General features: G+C 41.0%; 21 protein-coding genes and 1 pseudogene. 12 read left to right on the plus strand and 10 right to left on the minus strand.

Annotated elements, in window-relative coordinates; all coding sequences use genetic code 11:
* Positions 1-60: 60 nt before the first annotated feature.
* The 11 genes from U735_RS0119315 (at position 61) to U735_RS0119365 (ending at position 10433) form a co-directional block, all read left to right on the plus strand.
* Positions 61-1140, plus strand: a complete 1080-nt coding sequence (locus U735_RS0119315; protein WP_031445384.1) for a hypothetical protein — start codon at positions 61-63, stop codon at positions 1138-1140.
* A 139-nt stretch (positions 1141-1279) separates the two neighbouring features.
* Positions 1280-2188 carry a DUF3667 domain-containing protein gene (locus tag U735_RS0119320; RefSeq protein ID WP_031445385.1) on the plus strand — a complete coding sequence of 303 codons (909 nt, stop codon included), beginning with the start codon at positions 1280-1282 and terminating at the stop codon, positions 2186-2188.
* Positions 2189-2255: 67 nt separating this feature from the next.
* Positions 2256-2969 carry an SGNH/GDSL hydrolase family protein gene (locus tag U735_RS0119325; protein ID WP_031445386.1) on the plus strand — a complete coding sequence of 238 codons (714 nt, stop codon included), beginning with the start codon at positions 2256-2258 and terminating at the stop codon, positions 2967-2969.
* Between the two features lie 93 nt (positions 2970-3062).
* The gene (locus U735_RS0119330) at positions 3063-4586 is read left to right on the plus strand and encodes a pyridoxal phosphate-dependent decarboxylase family protein (protein WP_232233292.1); all 1524 of its coding nucleotides are present in this window, start codon (positions 3063-3065) and stop codon (positions 4584-4586) included.
* Positions 4587-4675: 89 nt separating this feature from the next.
* On the plus strand, positions 4676-5023 hold the full coding sequence (locus U735_RS0119335; RefSeq protein ID WP_031445388.1) for a VOC family protein: 348 nt from the start codon (positions 4676-4678) through the stop codon (positions 5021-5023).
* Between the two features lie 172 nt (positions 5024-5195).
* Positions 5196-5999, plus strand: a complete 804-nt coding sequence (locus U735_RS0119340; protein WP_031445389.1) for a helix-turn-helix domain-containing protein — start codon at positions 5196-5198, stop codon at positions 5997-5999.
* Between the two features lie 87 nt (positions 6000-6086).
* On the plus strand, positions 6087-6632 hold the full coding sequence (locus U735_RS0119345) for a cupin domain-containing protein (protein ID WP_031445390.1): 546 nt from the start codon (positions 6087-6089) through the stop codon (positions 6630-6632).
* A 601-nt stretch (positions 6633-7233) separates the two neighbouring features.
* Positions 7234-7878: a VTT domain-containing protein gene (locus tag U735_RS0119350; RefSeq protein ID WP_031445391.1), complete on the plus strand. Its 645-nt coding sequence runs from the start codon at positions 7234-7236 to the stop codon at positions 7876-7878.
* A gap of 15 nt (positions 7879-7893) precedes the next feature.
* A complete protein-coding gene (locus U735_RS0119355) occupies positions 7894-8349 on the plus strand; it encodes an SRPBCC family protein (protein ID WP_031445392.1) in 456 nt (151 codons plus the stop codon).
* Between the two features lie 194 nt (positions 8350-8543).
* A complete protein-coding gene (locus tag U735_RS0119360; RefSeq protein ID WP_031445393.1) occupies positions 8544-9167 on the plus strand; it encodes a hypothetical protein in 624 nt (207 codons plus the stop codon).
* Positions 9168-9440: 273 nt separating this feature from the next.
* Entirely contained in the window at positions 9441-10433 is a 993-nt protein-coding gene (locus U735_RS0119365; RefSeq protein WP_051892255.1) for an MBL fold metallo-hydrolase, read from the plus strand.
* Positions 10434-10532: 99 nt separating this feature from the next.
* Here the strand turns inward: U735_RS0119365 and U735_RS0119370 are convergent, their stop codons facing one another.
* Complete coding sequence (locus U735_RS0119370) at positions 10533-11765, minus strand: hypothetical protein (protein ID WP_031445395.1); 1233 nt, start codon at positions 11763-11765, stop codon at positions 10533-10535.
* Between the two features lie 89 nt (positions 11766-11854).
* Between U735_RS0119370 and U735_RS26030 the strand changes: the two are divergent.
* A pseudogene (locus U735_RS26030) lies at positions 11855-12011 on the plus strand (cation:proton antiporter); the annotation flags it as partial.
* A gap of 8 nt (positions 12012-12019) precedes the next feature.
* Here the strand turns inward: U735_RS26030 and U735_RS0119375 are convergent.
* From U735_RS0119375 to U735_RS0119425, 9 genes are all read right to left on the minus strand, one after another.
* Complete coding sequence (locus U735_RS0119375; RefSeq protein WP_031445396.1) at positions 12020-13204, minus strand: M20 metallopeptidase family protein; 1185 nt, start codon at positions 13202-13204, stop codon at positions 12020-12022.
* Between the two features lie 405 nt (positions 13205-13609).
* Complete coding sequence (locus U735_RS0119385) at positions 13610-14161, minus strand: endonuclease domain-containing protein (protein WP_316933025.1); 552 nt, start codon at positions 14159-14161, stop codon at positions 13610-13612.
* Between the two features lie 419 nt (positions 14162-14580).
* A complete protein-coding gene (locus tag U735_RS0119395) occupies positions 14581-15585 on the minus strand; it encodes an FAD:protein FMN transferase (protein WP_051892256.1) in 1005 nt (334 codons plus the stop codon).
* A gap of 35 nt (positions 15586-15620) precedes the next feature.
* Positions 15621-16889, minus strand: a complete 1269-nt coding sequence (locus U735_RS0119400) for a c-type cytochrome domain-containing protein (RefSeq protein ID WP_031445401.1) — start codon at positions 16887-16889, stop codon at positions 15621-15623.
* A gap of 171 nt (positions 16890-17060) precedes the next feature.
* Positions 17061-18521 (minus strand): DUF1501 domain-containing protein, encoded by a 1461-nt coding sequence (locus U735_RS0119405; protein ID WP_031445402.1) that lies wholly within the window; start codon positions 18519-18521, stop codon positions 17061-17063.
* A 5-nt stretch (positions 18522-18526) separates the two neighbouring features.
* Entirely contained in the window at positions 18527-20869 is a 2343-nt protein-coding gene (locus U735_RS0119410) for a PSD1 and planctomycete cytochrome C domain-containing protein (protein WP_031445403.1), read from the minus strand.
* Positions 20870-21186: 317 nt separating this feature from the next.
* Positions 21187-23529 carry a PSD1 and planctomycete cytochrome C domain-containing protein gene (locus tag U735_RS0119415; RefSeq protein ID WP_031445404.1) on the minus strand — a complete coding sequence of 781 codons (2343 nt, stop codon included), beginning with the start codon at positions 23527-23529 and terminating at the stop codon, positions 21187-21189.
* Positions 23530-23626: 97 nt separating this feature from the next.
* A complete protein-coding gene (locus U735_RS0119420; protein ID WP_031445405.1) occupies positions 23627-25021 on the minus strand; it encodes a DUF2231 domain-containing protein in 1395 nt (464 codons plus the stop codon).
* A 45-nt stretch (positions 25022-25066) separates the two neighbouring features.
* Entirely contained in the window at positions 25067-26578 is a 1512-nt protein-coding gene (locus tag U735_RS0119425; RefSeq protein WP_031445406.1) for a DUF1501 domain-containing protein, read from the minus strand.
* Between the last annotated feature and the right edge of the window lie 33 nt (positions 26579-26611).

Genomic DNA, 26611 nt, shown 5'->3' on the forward strand with positions numbered 1-26611 from the left:
AAATTCCCTACATTTAAACAAGCAATTCCATAAAATAGAGAATTTATTTAAAAAATAAGAATGAAATACATTTTCACTGTGGCTATACTATTATCCACAATTAGCCTATGTTCCTTTACCTACAAACCCACTAAAACTTCTGTAAGTATCCAAGGAGAGCAGTTTTACATCAACAATCAAATAACCTATAAAAATAGATACTGGAAAGGCAATAAAATTGAAGGCTTACTTTTTAATTCGCGAATGGTCCAAGGAATATTCGATGATCTTAATAGCAACACCCGGGATAATTTTAAATATCCGGATTCGGGCAAATGGGATGCGGATAGGAACACCACAGAATTTGTCAACGCCATGAAGGATTGGAAGGCCCATGGCCTGTTATCCTTTACCCTTAACCTGCAAGGCGGAAGTCCGTTGGGCTATGGCAATCACGGGTGGATCAACTCAACCTTCGACAGTTTGGGCAACCTAAGGGAAGATTACCTGACTAGACTTGAAAAAATATTGAATAAGTCCAATGAACTTGGCATGGTAGTTATATTGGGCTATTTTTATTTTGGTCAGGATGAACAATTAAAAGATGAACAAGCTGTAGTAAATGCAGTTGATAACATATCAAATTGGATTTTACAAAAAGGCTATAAAAACATTCTGATAGAGATTAATAACGAATGTGATGTTAAATATGACCATACCATATTGCAGCCGCAACGCGTCCATGAATTAATAAAAAGGGTTCAGGAAATAAGTGGGAACAAACTCTTGGTAAGCACCAGTTATGGCGGTAATAAAATTCCCTCCTCAGAGGTTATTGCCGCCTCGGATTTTGTGCTATTACATGGCAACGGGGTAAATGATCCAAAAAGAATAGAAGAGATGGTTGCATTGGTTAGACAATCCGAAAGTTATTCTGCCAAGCCCATACTATTCAATGAGGACGATCATTTTGATTTTGACAAGGAGTCCTATAATTTTCTCTCTGCCACAGAATCGTACACTTCATGGGGTTACTTCGATTTTAGAATGAAAGGGGAGGATTATTCTGCAGGTTTTCAAAGTGTCCCAGTGGATTGGACTATTAGTTCAGATCGAAAAAAGGCTTTTTTCAACAAACTAAAAGAAATTACCGGGTATTAACGAATCGTTATTTTACTGCTAGATCAGAAAAGCCATTTCCAAAAACAGCATGAATTTAGATAACACCAATAGGTCTTTATTACCCTGATATTAGGAATTGTCTATTTGAAGCATTGCCCACAGTTAATAACTTAAAAAAATGACGGAGAAAATAGAAAAGAATTCCAAAGAAACGGAATTAAATAATACGGCATGCAAAAACTGTAAAACTCAATTTAAGGGTAAATTTTGCCCCAATTGTGGCCAATCTGTCTATGAATTTGAAAAGCCATTTCGTTTTTTGATCGTTGATCTCGTAGGGAATATTTTCGCCTTCGATACTAGGTTATGGAAATCCATGTCATCCTTAATTTTTCGTCCAGGTAAATTTGTAGAGGAATATCTCAATGGCCATAGGGCAAGGTATATGTCCCCCTTTAGGCTCTATATATTTGTAAGTTTCTTATTCTTTTTATTATTGTCTATTTATGCCGGAAGTCAAATTCAGATCAGTGAAAAAGTCAGAAATGAAATAAATTTATCATTCAACGGTCAAATAGACTCACTTAATCCAGAGACCGATTCCCTAAAAACTAACGAAATAAATATTAGCGATAGATCTGTTAGCCCAAAGAAATTGACCAATGCCCTTTCAAAGGTTCTAAATAACCCCAAAATGTACATGGACAGTTTTCTTAAGTTTGTATCATGGTCCCTGTTTTTTCTTATGCCCGTTTACGCCTTCTTCCTATGGCTGTTATTTAGAAAAAGTAAAAAGTATTATTACAGCCATCTTGTCCTTGCCATTAATCAACATACTTTTGTTTTTCTCCTATTTGTACTTATAATTTGCTTTAAACTTATATTCCCAATTCGGGCATATTATCCCGAGAATTACCTAATAGCCTCCATTCCTATTTACTTATTTTTCGGCAAATTACATCTCTATAAAAGGAGCTGGTCAAAAACTCTATTAAGAATGATTACCATTCTTATTTTTTATGGAATCGCACTTTTCATAACCTTATTTATAACATGGAATTTTTGGATAAAAATGGAGTTACTATAATAAGTATTTATTGTAGTTTATTAGTGACTTAGACTTTTATACCCAAATTGATGGAACACATATTAAAATGAAAAAATTGAACTTCATCTTATTACTATTGATATTATTTTCATGGCATACGTACGCTCAAAATGAGATAGCATCGAATTCAGATTACTTGAAGGACATTAAAGTAGAACTCACCAAAAAATGGCCCAACAATAGGACTATCAATTTGGTTTTTCACGGTCATTCGGTTCCAGCGGGCTATTTTAAGACCCCAATTGTCAACACCTTGGAATCCTACCCTTTTCTAGTGTTACAAACAATAAAGCAACACTACCCCTTTGCAGTAGTTAACATGATTAATACTTCCATTGGCGGAGAGAATTCTGTTTGCGGGGCGGAACGATTTGAGCCCGAAGTCCTGATCCACAACCCAGATGTGCTTTTCTTGGATTATGCCTTAAACGATACCGGGATCGGACTGGAAAAGTCCTATGAGGCCTGGAACAATATGATCCAAAAAGCTTTGAAGAGAAACATTAAAATAATACTTTTAACTCCCTCCCCTGACCAACGCATAAACATGTTGGAAGCAAATAATGTACTGGAACAGCATCAAAAACAAATTCAAAGCTTAGCAAAGGAAAATGGGATCGGCCTTGTGGATAGTTTCGAAATATTCAAAGAAAAAGCGATTGCTGGAGACAGTATTTCAAAATTTATGTCGCAAGTAAATCATCCAAATGCTGAAGGGCATAGACTCATTGCTGATGAGATCAACATGTATTTTGAATAACAGGTAAAATACTTGAGTGGGCCTTCATATAGTTTGAAACAAAAAATAATACCCCTCCTGAATGGAATACAGCACTAATAATTTGCTGAAAAAATGAATTCACCAATAATTAATTCCTTTAACGTTATGACCAATAATCGAGATTCAGCACTGGAAATAAAAAAAGAACAGTTCAAAAATCTCGGTTATCAGCTAATAGATAAGATAGCTGGATTCTTGGACACAATTGATGAAAAACCTGTTACCCTGGGAGAGGGACCCCAAGCACTACAAAAAATACTGGGCGTTTCTTCCCTTCCGGACAACGGTAGTGACGCAAAAGATATTATTTCCAATGCCACCGATTTATTGATGGACCATTCCCTGCTCAACGGGCATCCAAAATTTATGGGCTATATTACCTCCTCCCCTACACCTATCGGCATGCTGGCCGATTTATTGGCGGCTTCGGTAAACCCCAATGTGGGTGCACATATTTTGAGCCCCATGGCCACAGAAATTGAAAGGCAAACCGTACAATGGCTGGCTGAATTTATTGGGGTCGGGCCAGACTATGGCGGAATATTGGTAAGTGGAGGCAACATGGCCAATTTTACTGCATTTTTAGCAGCGCGAACTGCCAAGGCCCCAAAAAACATAAAGGAAGACGGCCTGACCTCAACTTCAAAAAAATTATTGATCTATTGTTCAAAAACTACACATACCTGGGTGGAAAAAGCAGCTATTCTTTTTGGCCATGGTTCAAAGTCTACCAGATGGATCCCAACCGACGCCTCCAATAAAATGGACAACGATCTCTTGGAAAAAGCCATAAAAAAGGATTTGAAAGATGGCCATCAACCATTTATGATTGTAGGAACTGCAGGAGATGTAAGTACAGGGGCTGTAGATAACCTAAACGGCATTGCATCTATATGTAAGACTTATAATTTATGGTTCCATATAGATGGGGCCTATGGCATACCTGCCGCTATTGTTCCAGAATTAAAACAAATGTTCCAAGGCATTAAAGAGGCAGATTCCTTAGCACTGGACCCGCATAAATGGCTCTATAGTCCCTTAGAAGCTGGGTGTACCCTGGTCAAAAACCCCAAACACCTTACAGACACCTATAGTTCGCATCCCGAATATTATAATTTTAGCAAAAACGAACAGGGAACAGCTCAGAATTTTTATGAATATGGACTTCAAAACTCACGTGGATTTAGAGCTTTAAAAGTTTGGATGGCATTAAAACAATTAGGAAGAAATGGATATTTAAAAATAATTCGAGAAGATATTGAACTGTCCCAATTACTTTTCCAATTGGCAGTAAATCATGAGGAATTGGAAGCTATAACCCAGAATTTGAGTATTACCACCCTGAGGTATGTGCCATTTGGTTACGGGGATAAATCCGATGGGAATGAAAAATATTTAAACACCTTAAATGAGGCCCTATTGGATAAGCTGCAACTAGGTGGCCAGGTATTTCTCTCCAACGCCATAGTAAATCATAAATATTGCTTACGCGGCTGTATTGTAAATTTTAGGACCTCTAAAAAAGACATAGAGGAAATCATTGAAATAATAGTTAGGGAAGGAAAGGAAATGCATCAAAAATTAACCACAAAATAAGTTAAGATTGAATCAATGGGTTTGGTCCCAACCTAAATGGAAACTAAATTTAACTATCATTCAAACTGCATTCAAAAAAACCTAATTAAATGACAGCAAAAGACAACCACATCAACTATGTAGAGCTCAAGGCCAAAGACCTTGAAAAAACTAAAAAATTCTACACTGCAGCCTTTAATTGGACCTTTACGGACTATGGCCCTACCTATATCGCCTTTTCGGATAGTGGATTGGAAGGAGGATTTGAAAAGACTGAAAATGAAATAGTGAACGGTGCCCTGGTAATTTTATATCACAAAAATCTTGTGTTCGTAAGGGATAAAATAATCGAGGCTGGTGGTGATATTACCAAGGATATTTTTTCTTTTCCAGGAGGTCGTAGGTTCCATTTTAGTGACCCTTCCGGCAATGAGCTTGCAGTATGGTCGGATCAATAGAGGTATCATCGACATTCTATAACAACCGGTTACAAAAGGTCGATTCTAAGTAGATATGATTCCCCAACCTTGTTAATCCCCCAAAGTTTTCGCATATTTATATATGGGATTTTTTAATCATTAAACAAGTTTCCAAAAATGATTCCATTTAACACGGCCTAAAGCCGACTTTATGAATCCAGAAGCCATAAAAATATCGAGAATAACAAATAAGACCGTTTCTGAAAAGGACGGAAAATATTATTCTGTTTTTTGGATTCAGAACGGAGTAAAATCCCTTGAAATAGACAGGGTTTCCTACAATAATGTATCTAATTCAATTTTCTTTCTTCACCCTAGTATCAATTGGAAAATTTCAAAAGAAAATAGCACCACATCTTCCGGATATATACTGTACTTGTCTAAGGAAATACTGGACAATCCCTTATTGAGCAAACTACATATAAATGAAATCAGGCTTTTTACCACGGAGGAAATCCCCAAAATCAATTTATCCCCGGGTATTGAAAAAAGAATTCAGTCTATTTTGGAAATGCTTGATGAACTGATCGGTTCTGAACTGAACCATAAGGACGATGCCATAATTTCCCTCTTGAATACCATTTTTGTCTATTGTGATGGTCAGTGCAATATCAAATCCGTTATTTCGGAAAACGATGCAAAAAAGGCAATCGTCTATAAATTCAAAAAACTGGTGGACAAGTGGTTTGCCAAGTACCATAAAGTGAGTGACTATGCGGATCTGCTCAATGTTTCAGACAACTATTTAAATGAATGCATAAAAGAAACCATTGGTGTAAATGCCAAGGCGGTTATAACCGAGAAAAGAATAATGACTTCAAGGCACGCTTTAAAATTTACGGATAAGACCGTAAAAGAAATATGTTTTGAATTGGGCTTCTCCTCCCCTGATTATTTCAGCTATTTCTTTAAAAAGCACACTGGGGTCACTCCGTCTATGCTCAGACAGAACTAAATCCTATAAAATCTAAGGATTTACCCCGTTTTTCGCATTCCCTTGCGCTACCTAATATTGTAAGTTGCTACTACTAAAAACAATATTATGGACAGGAAAAAATTTTTAAAGACAACAGGAGTAGGATTGGGATTTGCGTTGGTCCCAGGATTGGTACAATGTCAATCATCAACTGGAGATGGCGACTATTCGGATAAATTGGTACCCAAGGTCATCAGGGACGAAGAAGGAAATGCTTTAAATGTAATAGGGGATATACAAACACATAAACTTGTTGGTAGCGAAACTGGAAACCAGATTGTGGAATGGGTAGACAATGTTGAACCAGGGGTAGGTATACCTCCGCACATCCATACCCGCGAAGATGAAATCTTTAGAGTCATTAAAGGGCAGGTAGAAATAATGGTTGATGGAACCACCACAATTTTAAATGAGGGCGATGTGGCCTTTGCCCCAAAAAACATCCCTCATTCCTGGACAGTTGTGGGTACGGAAAAGGCCAAAATGATTACCTCTGCCTTCCCTGCAGGGATAGAACATATGTTCACTGAATTATCCCAATTACCACCTGGACCCCCAGACTTTCCGAAGGTTGCAGAGATATGTGCAAAACAGGGCATTACCTTTGTTTAATTTCAGAATAAAACAGAACTAAGGTCTATTAGCACCTTCTAAAAACACAAGCGCGAAGGGTTTAAAACCAAAATATTTTATTCATAAAAACCGTAGTCAAGCAGCCCAAGGCGCGACTATGGTTTTTTACTTTTTGCCCACCTTGTCATTACCGCACATTAGCCATTTCCAATGAACATATAATGTATTGGAATGTCAGTGGAATTAAGAATTCTACTTAATTGGAAGAGTTGTTTTCAAGGCTCGATTGCCCACAATGGAAGCTCTGAATTTACCTAAATTCTACTTTACGGAAATTTGCCTAAGCTGCCCTAAAAATTCCGCACTGAGCCCAAAATAAGTTTGCCAAGTTAAAAGTGATTGAGAAAAACTTCTTAAACCTTACAAAATATTTAATACGTTCCCCAACTTTGCACGCTAGATATTACGTACATTTAATAATCTATTTTTTACAATGGAAAATTGTTTCTTTTCCCATGACGCAGATACTACACCAATGTAGCCATGGCATTATTATGGGGATAATTTTACCCCAAACACAGTACTAATTACCACCCTTTCACCTTATTTTCAACTGGAGCAAATAAGATACAATTCAATTATGATGGACAGGTTAATCGAAATAATATTGCATACAGATGATGCACTTTTGGCCTTGGTGGCCGATAATGTTTTTAATGCCTATCTTCTACTTTTTTTTATAATCATGCTCGAGACCGGCCTTATATTCTTTCCATTTCTACCGGGGGACGGCCTTTTATTTTCCGCTGGAGTGGTAGCCGCCTCTACGAATTTAAATATTTGGATATTGCTGGTAATACTTATTATAGCCGCCATTATCGGAAACCATTTAAATTTTACCGCTGGAAAATATTTGGGCGAAAAGTTGGAACGAAGTAATAATTATTTTCTAAAAAACTACTTGATGAAAAGCTTGCCCAAAGCACAGAAATTTTATGACAAACACGGGGGAAGAGCCATAATTATAGGTCGCTTTTTCCCGATCATTAGAACCTATATTCCTTTTTTGGCCGGTATGGTCTATATGGATCGCCGTTTATTCTTAAAAAATACCATTTTAGGTGCAGTATTATGGATAAGCCTTTTCTTATTAACAGGTTTTTTTGTCGGAGAAATTACTTGGGTCAAGAATAATTATGGACTAATCTTCCTATCCTTAATAATAATTACTACTGTGCCACTAGTATTTTCCTTATTATTAAGGAAGAAATCAAATTCTAATTAATTCAATTAAGTAAGCATGGGATTTTATCAATTTAAAAAAACACAGGAAATCAATGCCAGTTTGGAAGAAGTATGGAAATTTATTTCCGACCCCGCCAATCTAAAAAAAATAACCCCGGATTATATGGGCTTTGATATCATTTCAAACGATGTACCATCCGAAATGTACGCCGGTATGATTATAAGCTACAAGGTTTCACCCTTGTTCGGAATAAAGACAACATGGGTAACCGAAATTACCCATTTAAAGGAAAATAGTTATTTTGTGGACGAACAACGGGTTGGACCATACAAGATATGGCATCATCAGCATATGATACAGCCAATGGAAAAGGGGACCCTAATGACAGATATTGTAAGCTACCAACCTCCTTTGGGACTCTTGGGGAGTGTTGCCAACACCCTTATTATAAAGGGAAAGCTTAACGAAATATTCGACTATAGGACCAAGGCATTGGATGAAATATTTTAAAAAGTGTCTCTCACTTAATTATTGAATTAAGCTAAATTTGGGGTGTTCTGTCATCATAGTATTTGGCAAAGAAATCTTCGTCAAGACACCTTGAAATGGACTTTATTCACAACAAATTTGATTAAAGGGAAGCAACGCTCTTCTTCAATATAAATTATATCTTATTAATTATCAATATTTTAGGTTGTAAGCAAATGAACGGAAAATCCACTATAAAAATCCAAGAAGGCAAAGTAGGAATGATCGGATACGGTATGTTATCCTCATTGGAGAGCCTCGAGGAAATTCTAGGTAGAAAATATGAAGATCCTATCTATTGGATACATCTTAGCGGTCTGCAGCGTGCATGGAATTTTGTAGCCCCCAATAACGATCCAAATTTTCCCGCAGAATATATAAACTATGAATCCTTTTATCTAAAAAATAACAGCGCCATACCTTACGAAAAGTCTATTTTTTTAAATATTATAGAGAATAAGGACATACGATTAAACTGTACTTTGTATTTCTTGACCCATGAGGAATTGGCATTGTTCGATCAATTTGAATTAGGGTATACTCGAATTGATGTAACGGATCGTGTTGAAGAATATAATTTTGAAAATGGCAAAGTCTATGCCTACAAGGCGCTGCCTGAATACGAGTATGATGACATTAATGACGGTGACAAAAGCATCATAGAAAAACGTTATTTAGATTTAGTATTGGCATCCTATGATAAATTGGGAAAAGAACACAAACTGGAATTTGAACAATCCACATTACCCCATGACCCCAAATTGGTGGCACCTGTAATACATAGGAAGATAAGGGAATAGGGTTTACAGGATTACGAAACACCTATTCGTATACTTAAGAATAAGGAACGCTTATTTTAATTCCTATGTTGAGCATAAAATACTGCTTAGCAAACCATTACATATGGAATCATTCCGTTCTAACAGAATAATTTACGGCGCTGTTTTAATATGATATATTTAAAAAATAGCTACATTTAATAGGCTCTATTCTCTAACAAAAAAATTGGGCCAACTCCCTCCCTCAGTATTAGAGCATCTCCCTTTTTGAATTTTACATTTAAACGTCATAAAATGAAAAAAATGAAATTCGCCCTGTTAGGTGCAATGGTTTTTTTGGGTCTTATATTTATTGGCACTAGGCCATCCAATGGTCACTTTAGGGAGATAAAGGAAAGGACAATTACCAATCTCTATGATGCCTTTGGTAATAATCCGAAACTTACAAAAGACTTTGGATTCTCCTGTATCACAAATTATAGGGGCAAGACCATACTATTTGATGCTGGTGGGAATGCCGACATTTTCAAGGACAATATTTCCAAACTAAATATAGATTTATCCCAGATAGATATAGTGGTTGTCTCCCATGGACATTTTGATCATTTAAACGGACTTGATTATTTGTTAAAAATTAATCCAACAGTAAAAATCTATTTTCCATTTGATATTTTTTGGGGTGCCGATGTAGCATTTGATGCTACAGGTCAAGAACCGCTAATAAAAGATTCCTTGCCAACGCGTATGCAGTATTTTGACGGAGGGGACACCAAATTCACCATTGAACAAACTGGCAGATTTTGGAATTCTAACATGGAATACATAAAATCCTCCAAAGAAATTCTTCCAGGATTAACGTTAATTGTAACCAATTCATCCTATATGGGATATTTTTCTTGCTATCCTGGAAAAGGTTTTGTGGAAGGCGGATTCGACCAGGAAAAAGAGGCTTGTAAAAACACCAATCTTCCTGAATTGTCCTTGGCCTTGAAAACGGCAGATGGACAAGTGCTTATTGTTGGCTGTTCGCATACAGGGATAGAAAATATCCTTCAGAAAACACAAGAGGTAACCCAGGACAAAATAAGTTTGGCCTATGGAGGCTTACATATGCTACCATTTAATAGAGAACAAACAACTAAACTGGTGAAAGTAATAAAGAATGAATTTAAGGTAGAAAAAATTGCCCCCGCACATTGTACAGGCCATCTCGCCTTTAAAATTTTGTCCAACTTTTATGGCGAAGACTATATTTACGCAGGTTTAGGCGAAACAATAGAGTATTAATTAACAAAGAAACAATAGAGCAATCCAGACTTGATCCGATCCCTTTTTAAGCCTTGGATTACCGCTTAAGATTCGGTATCCCTGTTATCCTAGAGATGATCACCCTTTTCCAACTTGATCTTTTTTCAAATACAATTTGTCAAAAATATTAATCAAAAAGTGGACGGACACGATGAACAAAAGTATAAAGAGATATTCATTAAAAAAGTTATCCTTGGGAGGGAAACTGGGGACGTATATTTTAAAGGAAACTAGATAGTTTATATAACAGCTGAACCCCAAAAGCAGCAAAAACCGCCAATCTTTTAGACCTCTTAGATATACTCTGACTCTCAAAAGCGATAACAATTCCTTTCCAAACAATTGCCCGGCCATAGGCAATAAAAAAATAAGTGGCAAGGCATATAATCTGGTTTCCCTGGCCAAGGCAGCTACCATTACAATAGGTGTATTAATTACCACTGCCAGTAAAAAAGCCTGAACGTAATTTTTTTCCAATGCAGTAAAGACCTTGGGCTTATTGCTCATATAAAGAAAATATAGACCAGGACCTAAAACCAAGAAAAAAGAGACTATAGATTCTACAGAACTGGCATAAGTCCCAAAATTTTGAAAATAACAGCTCAGCCTGTTGGCGGCCACCTCTGACGTTTCTTTCCAAATATCTGTAGTCCACAAAAATGTCCCCAAATAAATTGCGTATAGCGGAAGGGGAACAAATAGCAGGAGCAATTTTCTTTTTACGGACATGGACCACATATTCTTGGCCTTTAAACTAAAACCTGAAAAAATAATGGCCAATCCGGGCATAAGAAATACAGTACTTTCCCTGGCAATAATTGCCAATAAAAATATAGGAATATAATATAACCACTTTTCACGGATCAAGGTCAAAATACCAAGCATGATCAAACAATACTGAAGAGGCTCATCATAACTGAAGACGGGTGGAAAAAAGGCGAATAGAATAGAAAATGTCAAAAAATAAGACACTTGGTTAAATAATGCCTGCCCCTTGGAAGCATTAAGTGCAATGGAAAGGATATATACCAACAATCCACTGAAAAACAGCAATAACAGGTTTACCAGTACAAAGGACTCCCCTAGGGTAATTCCAAAAATACCCGAGGACCCTTCGATTAACATGGATGTCAGCGGGCGTCTGGCAAAGGGTGCAAATTCCTGATGATATCTAATTTGGGAAGCTAAAAAAACATTGGAAAGTTCGGTGTTGTTTTCATTCAACATACTATCTGAAACTGGTAACATGTGAATACCGTAGATCAGTAGCACAAACAGAAAACTAATAAAATACTGCAAATAGTTTTTCATACTATAATTACCAATGGTAAGGCTTAAAAGTAATCAAAACATTAGTTGGTTGTCATTATGCCAAAAATTTATTCTATCCTTAACTTGAAAACATAGTTATCACCTGGGGCATATTAAAAGGTGGGATTTCCATTACCTTGGCATCGGGACATTTTCTTGATCATTACCTATGTTGTTGTCTTTTCTATACTGGTGCAGGGTTTAACTGTAGGAAAACTGGTGAACAGGTTATCCCAACTGAACTAATTTTTCGGTTATAGCAGTGACTGCAAAGCCAGCCAGGCCATTAATCCACCTCCTGTTTCCAATGCCGATTCATCTATATTGAAGGTTGGGGTATGTAAGCCAGAGGTAATGCCCTTTTCCGTATTCCCTACGCCCAACAAATAAAAACAGGCCTTATTTTGTTGGGAATAATAAGCAAAATCCTCGGCAGCCATCCATAAATCCAGGTCTTCCACATTGTTAGACCCAAGGTAGTCTATTGCTCCCTTCTTCATAGCATTCGTCAATTCCACATCATTTTTTAAATGTGGGTATCCCCTTGGTATATCTACTATGCATTCTGCTCCCATACCTTCTACGATGGATTTCACCAAATTAGTGAGTTTTTCAATCGCCTCTGTCCTCCATACCTCATCATAGGTCCTAAAAGTACCCTCAATGGTTACCTTGTCCGGGATAACATTATTGGCACCATCCCCAATAATACGACCAAAGGACAAGACGCTGGGAGTTTTGGGCGATGCCATTCTGCTAACCACCTGCTGGGCCGCCACAATAACATGGGATGCAATGAGAATAGGGTCTATACATTCTTCTGGCACGGCGGCATGACCGCCTTTTCCAATAATGGTGATATAAATCTCATCCATACTGGCCATAAATAGTCCAGATCTAAAACCTACTTTCCCGGCAGGAAGGTTGGGCATTACGTGTTGTCCTAAATGGGGAATTGGCCCCAAGGCATTATAGGCAGTCTCTTTCATTACCAAGGTAGCCCCACCGGGCATCAATTCCTCCCCTGGTTGAAATAATAATTTTACCGTTCCAGAAAAATCTTTCCTAAGCTCCCAAAGAATTTTAGTGGTCAGCAAGAGGGAAGTCATGTGTACATCATGTCCACAGGCATGCATAATCCCATTATTTTGGGAGGCGTATTCCACAGTATTTTCTTCTTGTATGGGAAGGGCATCCATATCTGCCCTTAAAAGGATGGTTTTGCCCGAAGCCTTTCCATTTATTGTAGCCATTAAACCAGTTTTGGCAACAGATTCAATTTCGGTGATCCCAATTTCCAAAAGCCGTTCCCGCACATAGGCACAGGTGTGGTGCTCTTGAAAGGAAAGTTCGGGGTACTGGTGCAGATGCCTCCTTACCTTAACAAACTCTGAAGAGTGTGCCTGGGCCAATTGTTTTATTCTGTCCTTAATATTCATATAACTACTGTTATGCTACAATATTACAATATAAATCCGTGCATTTTCAGGGACAAAAGACGGAAGGGATCCAGCACAGAACATAAATCCTTCCAACATTATTCACCCCTTCCGTCCAACTCCACTAAAACGTGGACCGGGACACCTTCCCCTTCTAGGGGAAGGAACCCATTATTCCATATTATTTCTAACATTATCCCGTATTTTATTAAAAACAAGAATAACATAACTTATGCTCCTACCCTTGCCAAGGGAAGGCGGCTTTTGGACCTTTTTCAGGGACAAAAGACGGAAGGGATCCAGCACTTAACAAAAATCCACCCACCGTTCATCACCCCTTCCGTTCCTCTTCACTTGAGGTGAAGCGGAACACCTTCCCCTAGAAGGGGAAGGAACCATATATTTTTATTCATTAATAAAATACTCGCATATTTCTTGTAAAACACTTGGCAAATTTTCAAAAACCATTTTATTTTCAAATCGCACAACCTTGAAACCATTTACATTGAAAAAGGCAGTTCTTTTCTCGTCATAATCAATAGCTATTAAATTGTTATGAACCTCCCCATCCAATTCTATTATCAAATTTTCCCGTGCACAATAGAAATCTGTAATATAATCCCCAATACTATGTTGTCTCCTAAATTTCCTGCCTTCCAATTTTTTACCCTTTAATTCATTCCAAAGAAAGGCCTCTGCAGAAGTCAGGCTTTTTCGAAGCTTTAATCTATTGATTTTGGTTTCAGGTCTATTATGTATTTTTTTAGGCTTCATATCTATCCCAAATATAATAATCCTTTTGCTCCTTCCCTTGGCAAGGGAAGGTGGATTTTGGACCTTTTTCAGGGACAAAAGACGGAAGGGATCCAAGACAGTACATAAATTCTTCCAACATTCATCACCCCTTCCGTCCCCTTCTAGGGGAAGGAACCCATTATTCCATATTTTTTCTAACATTATCCCCTATTTTATTAAAAACAACAATATCTTTTGCTCCTTCCCTTGGCAAGGGAAGGTGGATTTTGGACCTTTTTCAGGGACAAAAGACGGAAGGGATCCAAGACAGTACATAAATTCTTCCAACATTCATCACCCCTTCCGTCCCCTTCTAGGGGAAGGAACCCATTATTCCATATTTTTTCTAGAATTATCCCGTATTTTCTTAAAAACAACAATATCTTTTGCTCCTTCCCTTGGCAAGGGAAGGTGGATTTTGGGCCTTTTTCAGGGACAAAAGACGGAAGGGATCCAAGACAGAACATAAATCCTTCCAACGTTCTTCACCCCTTCCGTCCCACTCCACTAAACGTGGACCGGGACACCTTCCCCTTCTAGGGGAAGGAACTTTTTAATTTATTACAAGTGAAAAATTCTCTTTAATCTTCAACAATAGATTTGACAAATCCTGGACTGTTCCACTTCTTGTATTCTCCAGGGATGTCTTCTACCATAAACGCCTCCAAATCAGGTGTTTTTTTGACAATATTCATACCTTCCTCAATTCCCAAAACACTTAAAGCGGAAGCATATGCATCTGCCATGGTCCCATTGGGTGCTACAACAGTTACCTGGATATTATTGCTCAACGCCATACCATTTTTAGGATTGATGATATGCGAGTACCGCTTCCCATCTATTACCGCATACTGATATAAATCTCCCGAGGTGGCTACGGCCTGATTTTTAAGCTTAACTTTTTGGAATACTTCTTCCCCGTTTTCACTGTAATAACTAAACCCCAAAACCCAAAATTCCCTATTGGGCGGGGGCCCACTTACCGTAACGTCTCCACCCATATCTACCAAAGCCGCATTTACACCATTCCTCTTCAACAGGCTAATGGCCTCATCGGCAGCAAATCCTTTTCCTATCCCGCCAACGTCCAATTGCATTCCTTCTTGTTTTAACCTTACCGTATTGCCGGTCGGGAATTCCACCTTGCCGTAACCGGTTCTTTGTTGTGCGGTCTTTATTTCAGCTATTGAAGGAACTTGCCTGTTTTCCCTAGCTTTTTTCCATAGTTCAATGAGTGGGCCAAGGGTAATATCAAATGCCCCATTTGTCCTTTTGGCATAGTCCCCTGAAATACTCATGAGGCGAAATAGGTCTTCACTCACAGCCACATTCATATTTGGACTTTTACCAAGGAGGTTGATTTCGCTTTGTGGAAGATAATTGCTTAGAGTGGCATTCAATTCATCTATCCTCCCGAATACCAGCTGTGCTATGGAATCCGCCTTTTGCCTGTCATTATAATAAAACACCAGACCAATTTGGGTCCCCATTTGTTGGTGGGTATACTCATACCTTGTCTGGGCCGTCAGTAACGAATGAAAGATAAAAAGACTAATGAAAAAATGAAGATGCAAAGCTTTAGACATAGTTCTGATGGTAAATTGTAAATCCGATTACGAAATTACTCTTTACTCTCCACAATAGTATCTTTCTCTATAAATTCAATTTTTAGTTCTGGATCAATTCCGTAGTCCAAATGTAAATTGGGCAATGCTTCTTTCAGCTCAGTGAGTCCCCCTTCAGAAATTTTGGTCTCCCATACATAAAGACTTCTAAGACCCTTGAAATCCTTTAGAACAGCAACACTTTCATCACTAATGTTCGTTTCATATGCCTTTAGGACCCTTAAACCCGTATTACCAATTAACTTCTTGAACTCTGTATCTGTTACAGGAGTTCTATCTATCTCCAACCATTCCAAATTCTTGCACATGGCCACTAGGTCCATTTCCTTTTGACCAATAGGGATTCCGCTCAGATCCAATTCTATGATATTATTGGAAATCCGCTTTAAATCTGTAATATTTTTAGGATCGTATTCTGGAGGTAAGTACACGGAAACGCTCAGCGCCTGGGAATTACTGGCTATCCTTTTAATGGTAACATAATCCGAGGCCAAATTTTGAAGGGTACTGTCCGCTACCTTGGGAAGTTTTGCCCATGAATTTATTGTTCCGGGTTCCATCATCTTTCTAACCATTCCTACCAATGGTTCATCGTTATCCAAATGGCTTAATTTTAGGGTATCAGAGGCTCCCAAGGCTATCCAACGTTCCAATATTTGTATTTCGTTATCGGACAATGGTTTCTTGCCCTCAGGCGGCATATGTTCCTCATCTTCCATTGGCAAATGTAAGCGCCTGATAAGTTCACTCTCCCCTGGATTTCCAACCACCAAAGCGGGGCCACTTTCACCTCCTTTGATAAGCTCGCTTATACTGGTCATTAAAAGCTCCCCCTTAATTTTATTCGGATTATGGCAGGCTACACAATTATTGTCCAACACCCTGTATACTATATGCTCATAAATCAACGGGTTTTCTGGAATCTTCTCCAATTTTTCACTTCTAGGCAAAGCCAAAAAGTCTTCCCCATGTGTAATCATTCCCCCGTAGTGGCCCGTGAGTCCTATTAAAACAATCAATACCACCTGTATTCCCTTCACCAAATAAGTCTGCTGTAAATGATTGGTACTCACCCAATACCACACAACTGCCAAAATAGCCACCCCGGCCCCCATCCATTGGTGCCAAAAAAGAAGGTCGCCCTTGGGTACGGATTCAGTCCCCAAAAAGAATCCCGTAATGGCGGTAACCAGCGCGGAAAGTGTGGCAACCGTAAGTAACAATTTAGGAACTATTTGATTGAAAAGACCAATAACAGCGGCCATTAATAATAATACAATTGGAAAATGCAGGATTAAAGGATGCCAGCGACCCAACCAGGCTACGAGGCTTGGAAGATCAATAAAAGATTCAAAAATTAAACAGAAAACTAGAAATACAGTAAGACCGAAAATAACATAATCGACCCAAGGAGAACTATTTTTTTGAGCCATATACTATGTTAAGATATCATTTACAACATTACCGGCAACGTCTGTAAGCCTAAAGCGACGTCCCTGATATTTATAAATCAATTGTTCGTGATCCAGTCCTAAATTATTCATGATAGTGGCATGGAAATCATTGATATGAACAGGATTTTTAACAATATTGTATCCAAATTCATCAGTCTCCCCATAAGTTATACCGGGCTTTATACCGCCACCGGCCATCCAGATACTGAAGGCCCTAGGGTGATGGTCCCTACCGTAATTTTTTGGATCAAAATTACCTTGACAATAATTGGTCCTTCCAAACTCCCCGCCCCAAATAACCAAGGTGTCCTCCAACATGCCACGTTGTTTTAAATCCAGGATAAGGGCAGCAGATGCCTGATCCACATCCTTGGCCTGTCCGGCCATTTCATTCGGTAGATTACCGTGTTGGTCCCAACCTTGGTGGTATAACTGTATAAAGCGCACCCCATTCTCAGCCAGCCTACGGGCCTGAAGGCAATTGGCCGCATAAGTCCCGGGTACTTGGGAATCCTCCCCATATAATTTAATGATGGATTCCGGTTCTTTTTTAATATCCATAACATCGGGCACCGACATTTGCATCCTATAGGCCATTTCATATTGGGCAATCCTTGATTCTATCTCGTCGTCGCCCGTTTCAACATGATGTATTTTATTCAATGAAGAAACATGGTCCAACAAATGGCGCTTATCGGAACGCGAAATTCCATCGGGATCGTTCAAATAGAGAACAGGATCCTTCCCTGAGCGCAACAGTACCCCTTGATGCTTGGAGTCCAAGAATCCACTGGACCAAAGCTTGGAATATAAGCCTTGGCTATTTCCCTTGCCCCTTGAAGTAAGCACAACAAAAGAAGGCAAATTTTGATTTTCACTTCCCAACCCATAGCTCATCCAGGAGCCCATACTCGGCCTCCCCGATTGCTGACTTCCCGTTTGAAAAAAAGTGATGGCCGGATCGTGGTTTATGGCCTCGGTATGCATACTTCTTACTATACAGATCTCATCGGAAATTTTGGCAATATGCGGAAAAAACTCGCTTACCCATGCTCCACTTTTACCATGTTGGGCAAACTTGGCGGCCGAAGGCATTAAGGGAAATTTATCCTGGCCAGAGGTCATACCGGTAAGCCGTTGGCCGTTACGGATAGATTCTGGCAAATCTTCACCCATACGTTTGGTAAGGGTAGGTTTATAATCAAAGGATTCCAACTGGGACGGAGCCCCGGATTGAAACAAGTAGATTACCCGTTTCGCTTTTGGGGCAAAATGGGGAATTCCTAATGGCTGACTCGCCAAAGGTTTAGGGCCACCCTTAAAAAGGTCCGGGATCAACAAAGAGCCCAAAGCCAAAGAACCGATTCCTACACTTAATTGCGAAAAGAAATGTCTACGGTTTACCTTGAGCGGATTTTCAGAATTTGTTTTGTCGTCTTCCATGATCATTATTCTTTGGTAATTGTTTCATCTAGATTGTAGATTACCTGGGCCGTCAACATCAGCGCGGCCGTTTTTGCCGGATCGGTATCCAATCTTTTATATTCTCCCTGGGCAAGCAATTTTTCCGCATTCTCCCTGTCGTTCAAGAACTTGTCCAGGGCATCGGTATAATATTCCTCCAAGACCTTTTTTTCCTCTTCCTTGGGGTTCCTTACCAAGATACGCTGAAATACGGTGGTGACCCACTGTTCCGCATCTTTTGTATCAGTAATGGTATTCTCCGATAGTACCCGGGCCGCCTCCAACATCTGCACATCGTTCTGCAATGCCAGGGCCTGCAATGGGGTATTGGTCTTTTGGCGCCTCACCTCACAGATATCCCTGTTGGGCGCATCAAAAATGGACATGCTCGGTGGTGGAAGGGTCCTTTTCCACAAAGTATACAGGGAACGCCTGTACAATTTATCGCCTTCGTCGGCAGTATAAGTCGTAAGAACACCTCTATTGCCACCTGCATTGGTTTCCTCCCATAGTCCTGGGGGCTGGTAGGGCTTTACACTTGGCCCGCCTATTTCCCTGTTCAGCAGACCACTGGTGGCCAAAACGTAATCCCGTATGATCTCACCGCTCATCCTGAACCTGGGGGCCCTGGAAAGCCATTTATTATCCGGATCCGCCTTTTTGGATTCCTCGGTAGCAATGGAGCTTTGCTGGTAGGTAGCGGAGAGCATTATTTTCTTCAAAAGGTATTTTATGTCCCAATCGTGCTCCATAAAATCCTTGGCCAGCCAGTCCAACAATTGCGGATGGGTGGGCAGACTGCCCTGCACCCCAAAATCTTCGGAAGTTTCTACAAGTCCCCTCCCGAACAACATCCCCCAGATCCTGTTCACAAAGACCCTTGCCGTTAGGGGATTGTTCTCATCGGTCACCCATTGGGCCAGTCCCAATCTGTTTTTGGGAAGATTTTCGGAATATGGAAGTATTATTTCCGGGGCATTGGGCGTTACTTCCTCTCCCGGACTATCATATTCCCCACGGTCGAAAATATAGGTCGTTCTGGGCATGGAATCGTTCATGACCATCACCTTGACGTCTTCACCTTCGGCCTTGTTGATAAAGGACAGGACCCCATTGGTCTCCTCATCGGTAATGGTTATATAGGGTGCGTCAGCAAAATATTTCTGATTTGCAGCCTGTACAGCATCCATACGTAACCCCTTTTCATCCACATTGTTGAAAAAGGAATAGATCTGATAATAGTCCCTTTGGGATAGCTGGTCGTATTTGTGGTCATGGCATTTGGCACATTCCAAAGTAAGCCCCAAGATGCCCTTGCCCAAGGTATTGGTGCGGTCCACCACATAATAGGACTGGTACTCCTCCTGGATGACCCCGCCCTCCTGGGTGATAGGGTGGTTCCTGTTGAAACCCGTGGCCAGCACCTGTTCCTTGGTGGCATTGGGCATCAGGTCGCCAGCCAATTGCTCCGTCAAAAACTCATCATAGGGCATGTTGTTGTTAAAGGCATGGATCACCCAATCGCGCCAGGGCCACATGCTCCTATAGCTATCGTCCTGGTAGCCGTGGGAGTCCGCATACCTGGCCACATCCAGCCAGACCTGCGTCATACGTTCCCCATAGCTCGGGGAGGCCAAAAACTCATCTATGGCCCGTTCCAATATGTCCCCGGAGGTATTGTTGAGATATCTTTTCACCTGGTCCGCATTGGGGGGCAGGCCCGTAAGGTCCAGGGCCATTCTTCTGATCAGCGTATGCTCCTCCGCTTTCAGGGAAGGGACCAGGGCGTTCTCCTCCAGTTTCTCCATGATAAAGGCATCGATCTCATTTTGTGCCCAATCCGCCGATTCGGTCTTGGGCAGCTCCGCCTTCTTGGGAGGGATAAAGGCCCAGTGCTTATCGAACTTGGCACCCTGTTCTATCCATTTCTTCAAGAGTTTCTTTTCATAGGAATTAAGTGCCAATTGTGAATCCGGTGGGGGCATCAGCTGTTTTGGATCGTCCGAGACCACGTGCTGGTACAAGAGACTGTTGGCGGGCTTTCCCGCTACAACGGCATATTTTCCGGGATTCTCCGGTAGTTCCGAAAGCGCGGCCTGTTCAAGGTCCAGACGCAGGCCCGCCTTTCGCTTGTTGGCATCAGGACCATGGCAGGTATAGCAGTTGTCCGACAGTATGGGCTTTATATGAAAGTTATAGTCTACGACCTCAGGCAGCTTCTGATCGGCATACCCATCCCCAGAGGATTTGAAAAGCCCCGATTTGAAGGCGAACAACAGTGCCACCAGGCCCAATAAAATTAATCCTATGATAATTTTTTGTTTCATTTGGGAACTTTATTTTCATCTATTGAAATTCCAAGAAGTAAAAGCCAAAAGCCCAAAATCCTCAGTTAAGAAGATACAACTTCTCATTTTACATATATTACATTATTTATACTAAAATAGTAACATCTTTTTAAATAAGGGTTTAAAATTTTCATAATTAACTTGGCTATTTTAATAATATTCAAGAAAACTCTACTTAACATTCCTGATTCAACACTATCTTCCTATTCCCAATATTTTTGATAAACGATATTAATTGGTCTACGACTAAAAAAATGAATCCTTTCAAAACTTAATAATTTCAATTTCAGTCATCATCACTCTTTGGTAATTGTTTCATCTAGATTGTAGATTACCTGGGCCGTCAACATCAGCGCGGCCGTTTTTGCCGGATCGGTATCCAATCTTTTATATTCTCCCTGGGCAAGCAATTTTTCCGCATTCTCCCTGTCGTTCAAGAACTTGTCCAGGGCATCGGTATAATATTCCTCCAAGACCTTTTTTTCCTCTTCCTTGGGGTTCCTTACCAAGATACGCTGAAATACGGTGGTGACCCACTTTTCCGCATCTTTTGTATCCGTAATGGTATTCTCCGATAGTACCCGGGCCGCCTCCAACATCTGCACATCGTTCTGCAATGCCAGGGCCTGTAATGGCGTATTGGTCTTTTGGCGCCTCACCTCACAGATATCTCTATTGGGCGCATCAAAAATGGACATGCTCGGTGGTGGAAGGGTCCTTTTCCATAAGGTGTACAGGGAACGCCTGTACAATTTATCGCCCTCATCCTGTACATAACTGGTTAGTCCGCCTCTGTTATTCCCTGCATTAGTCTCCTCCCACAGCCCTGGGGGCTGGTAGGGCTTTACACTTGGCCCGCCTATTTCCCTGTTCAGCAGACCACTGGTGGCCAGCACATAGTCACGTATGATCTCCCCGCTCATCCTGAACCTGGGGGCCCTGGAAAGCCATTTATTATCCGGATCCGCCTTTTTGGATTCCTCGGTAGCAATGGAGCTTTGCTGGTAGGTAGCGGAGAGCATTATTTTCTTCAAAAGATATTTTATGTCCCAATCGTGCTCCATAAAATCCTTGGCCAGCCAGTCCAACAATTGCGGATGGGTGGGCAGACTGCCCTGCACCCCAAAATCTTCGGAAGTTTCCACAAGTCCCCTCCCGAACAACATCCCCCAGATCCTGTTCACAAAGACCCTGGAGGTCAAGGGATTGTTCTCATCGGTCACCCATTGGGCCAGTCCCAATCTGTTTTTGGGAAGATTTTCGGAAAAGGGAAGTATTATTCCCGGGGCATTGGGCGATACTTCCTCTCCCGGACTGTCATATTCCCCACGGTCGAAAATATAGGTTGTTCTGGGCATGGAATCGTTCATGACCATCACCTTTACATCTTTACCTTCGGGCTTATTGATGAAGGACAGCACGCCCTTGGTCTCCTGATCGGTGATGGCGATAAAGGGGTCGTCCGCAAAATATTCCTTTCTATAGGCATCGCCAGCGGTTTTCTGAAGACCTTTCTCAGCAACATTGTTGAAAAAGGAATAGATTTCAAAATAGTCCCTTTGGGACAGCTGGTCGTATTTATGGTCATGGCATTTGGCACATTCCAGGGTAAGGCCCAATATTCCCTTGCCCAAGGTATTGGTGCGGTCCACCACATAATAGGACTGGTACTCCTCCTGGATGACCCCGCCCTCCTGGGTGATAGGGTGGTTCCTGTTGAAACCCGTGGCCAGCACCTGTTCCTTGGTGGCATTGGGCATCAGGTCGCCAGCCAATTGCTCCGTCAAAAACTCATCATAGGGCATGTTGTTGTTAAAGGCATGGATCACCCAATCGCGCCAGGGCCACATGCTCCTATAGCTATCGTCCTGGTAGCCGTGGGAGTCCGCATACCTGGCCACATCCAGCCAGACCTGCGTCATACGTTCCCCATAGCTCGGGGAGGCCAAAAACTCATCTATGGCCCGTTCCAATATGTCCCCGGAGGTATTGTTGAGATATCTTTTCACCTGGTCCGCATTGGGGGGCAGGCCCGTAAGGTCCAGGGCCATCCGCCTGATCAACGTATGGTCCTCCGCCTTTTGGGAGGGGGCCAGGGCGTTCTCCTCCAGTTTCTCCATGATAAAGGCATCGATCTCATTTTGTGCCCAATCCGCCGATTCGGTCTTGGGCAGCTCCGCCTTCTTGGGAGGGATAAAGGCCCAGTGCTTATCGAACTTGGCACCCTGTTCTATCCATTTCTTCAAGAGTTTCTTTTCATAGGAATTAAGTGCCAATTGTGAATCCGGTGGGGGCATCAGCTGTTTTGGATCGTCCGAGACCACGTGCTGGTACAAGAGACTGTTGGCGGGCTTTCCCGCTACAACGGCATATTTTCCGGGATTCCCCGGTAGTTCCGAAAGCGCGGCCTGTTCAAGGTCCAGACGCAGGCCGGCCTTTCGCTTGTTGGCATCAGGTCCATGGCAGGTATAGCAATTATCCGATAGTATGGGCTTTATATGAAAGTTATAGTCAACCACCTCAGGCAGCTTCTGATCGGCATACACATCCCCAGAGGATTTGAAAAGCCCCGATTTGAAGGCGAACAACAGTGCCACCAGGCCCAATAAAATCAATACTATGCTAACTTTTTGTCTCATAAGGAAACTATCTTATTATATGGGCTATTTCATAGTTTTAACATCTTTAATAATGCATTTTATATATTGAAATAAATTAATCATTAATATACCGTCATTACATCCCCATTATTATGGCGGGTCGATTTTCTTTTTTGGCAAAACTTGCCACCTCATCTTCGGTTATTGCTGTTCCCCAAGCGTATACCCGTTCCAATCCTTTCATTTTTATAAAATTCTCAAAACTGGATGCGGTAATTTTAGTCTGATATAGATTAAGGCCAGTTATACTTTGAATCCCTGTAATTTCAGAAATACCTACGTCTGTTATCGGATTTTTTTCCAGCTCAACTTTTTGAAGGTTTTGAAATTGACCGATGGTTTTTAAATGCCTGTCCTGCACATCATTGTCCTTGAGGGAAAGCCAGATAATGTTGTCCTTCATTGGAAGAAGCTTTTCCAGCTTTCCGTCCAATTCAGTCCTGTTCCCGGAACTAATAAAATTAGGGGGCAGCACAACCTCGTACAGACCGGATTCAAATATTAATTCCCGAACTTTGAACCCTTCACCCATAATACCCTTCAATATTTCCTCATTTATTTGGCTCACTTTAGGCAAGGGTATTCCACTTTTACCGGTCACATCTTCCAAGCCCAACATGTTAGAGGCAATACTCGTTATCTCTTCAGGAGTTTCCAAATCCCCCATTTTTATCTTAAAGTCCGCATTGGCCTTTTCTATCCAGAATGACAGAATTGATTTCTCCTCATCAGTAAGGGGAGTCTTACCTTCAGGAGGCATATAATCCTCATGGTGGGGATCCAGCATTGTACGTCTAACCATCTCGGACTTAGCAACATTTCCAGCTATAAAAACCTCCCCATTCTTACCTCCTTTTTTGATAGCAACGGAATCCTGAAAGGAGAGTCCTCCCTTTTTCTTGCTGGAATTATGACAACTATTGCACTTTGTTTCAAGGATAGGGTTTACCAGATAATCATAGACAGCGGCTTCCTCCAATTTTGCAATTGGGGGCAGCACCACTTTTTCCGTTCTTCCAAAAGGAGCATATTTAACCAAATAATCGCTTCCATGGGTCAAATTACCCCCATAATGACCGGTAATAGCCACCAAAATAACCACAAGGGTCAGACCAGCTATATTGGCCTTTAAACCTTTTAATTTTGGTATATGAAGCTTGCCTGAAAGAATGGACCATGCTAGAAATGCGACCAGAGTAGTTGCTATTCCAAACCAAAAATGAGTATCCAACATATCCTGCTCATAGTCCCCGCTCAAGGAGAGCATATACCCCAGGACACTGGCTACAGCGGCACTTATGGCTCCACCCAACAAGGCAAATTCAATTGCCATGGAAACCGCGAAATCCCTTTTCCAACGCCCATAAAGTTCCAAGACAAAGGCAAAAATTAAGAATCCAATGGGTAAATGCACCACTAGTGGGTGAAATCTACCTAAAAACAATATAAAATCCGGTACGTTACTTTCCATTCCTAATTTTTAAAAAATACAGCCAACATGTTTTTACTTTTTGCATCAAGTAAGAATATCTTTCACCACATCCCCATGTACATCAGTAAGTCTAAACCTACGTCCTTGATGTTTATAGGTCAATCTTTCGTGATCTATTCCAAATAAATGTAATAAGGTAGCCTGAAAATCGTGGGTATGTACTGGATCTTTGATAATGTTATAGCCAAAATCATCGGTCTCGCCATAGGTGAATCCCGGTTTCACCCCTGCCCCTGCCATGAACATGGTAAAGGCCTTCGGATGGTGGTCACGTCCGTAGTTCGTTTCAGTGAGCTGACCTTGGGAATAGACTGTACGTCCAAACTCTCCGCCCCACACCACCAAGGTATCTTCCAGCATGCCCCGTTGTTTTAAATCCTTTATCAAGGCCGCGGTTCCCTGATCTGTATTTTTGCTCTGGTATTTTACTCCCCCTGGGCAATTGCCATGTTGATCCCAACCTTGATGGTATAATTGAACAAATTTCACATCCTTTTCCAATAATTTACGGGCCATCAAACAATTTGCCGCATAAGTTCCGGGGTTTCTACTATCGGGACCGTACATATCAAAAATATGGTCGGGCTCGTCCGAGGTATCCGTTACCTCGGGTACGGAGGTCTGCATTCTATAGGCCATTTCATACTGTGCTATCCTAGCATTGATTTCGGGATCTCCAAAGGCGTCATAGGCCATCCCATTCAATTTTTTCAAATAATCCAGCATTTGTCGGCGGTCATTTCCGTCATAATTCTCAGGGTCTCCCAAATAAAGTACCGGGTCCTTGCCCGATCGGAACTGTACCCCCTGATGTTCTGTAGGCAAAAAGCCGTTGCCCCATAAACGGGAGTACAAGGGCTGCCCAGAACCATTTTTGGAAACCAAGGAAATAAAAGTAGGCAAATTATCATTGTCCGACCCTAATCCGTAGCTGATCCAGGAACCTATGGATGGTCTTCCCGGTTGTTGACTTCCGGTTTGAAAAAAGGTTATTGCCGGATCATGGTTAATGGCATCGGTATGCATTCCCTTAATAAAGCAAAGATCATCCACAACCTCGGACAAATAGGGCATTGCATCACTGACCCACGCCCTAGATTCCCCATACTGCTTAAAATTTAGGGTAGATGCGGCAATGGGAAAGGCCGTTTGATCGGCGCTCATCCCAGTAAGGCGCTGCCCGGCCCTTATGGAATCTGGCAAGTCCTTACCAAACATATCCTTTAGCTTAGGCTTGTAATCGAAAAGATCCAATTGCGAAGGACCACCACTTTGAAAAAGGTACACTATGCGCTTTGCTTTTGGCAGATGATGTGGCAAACCCAATTTATTTTTAGTGAAGGCACTCAAGGAATTCCTTTGGGCAGAGGCTGGATCCACAGCACTCCACATCTTTTCCGTATTCAATAGGGAACCAAGGGCCATGGCCCCAATACCAAGGGAGGTCTTTTTAAAGAACTCCCTTCTATCCCATTGTTTTTCGATGCTCTGAAGATCCCGATTATTAGATCTTAATTTATCATGATGATCGCACATACCCTCCTATTTAATTCTGCAATTCTTTAACTT

The sequence above is a fragment of the Arenibacter algicola genome, from assembly GCF_000733925.1.
GTDB classification, from domain to species: domain Bacteria; phylum Bacteroidota; class Bacteroidia; order Flavobacteriales; family Flavobacteriaceae; genus Arenibacter; species Arenibacter algicola.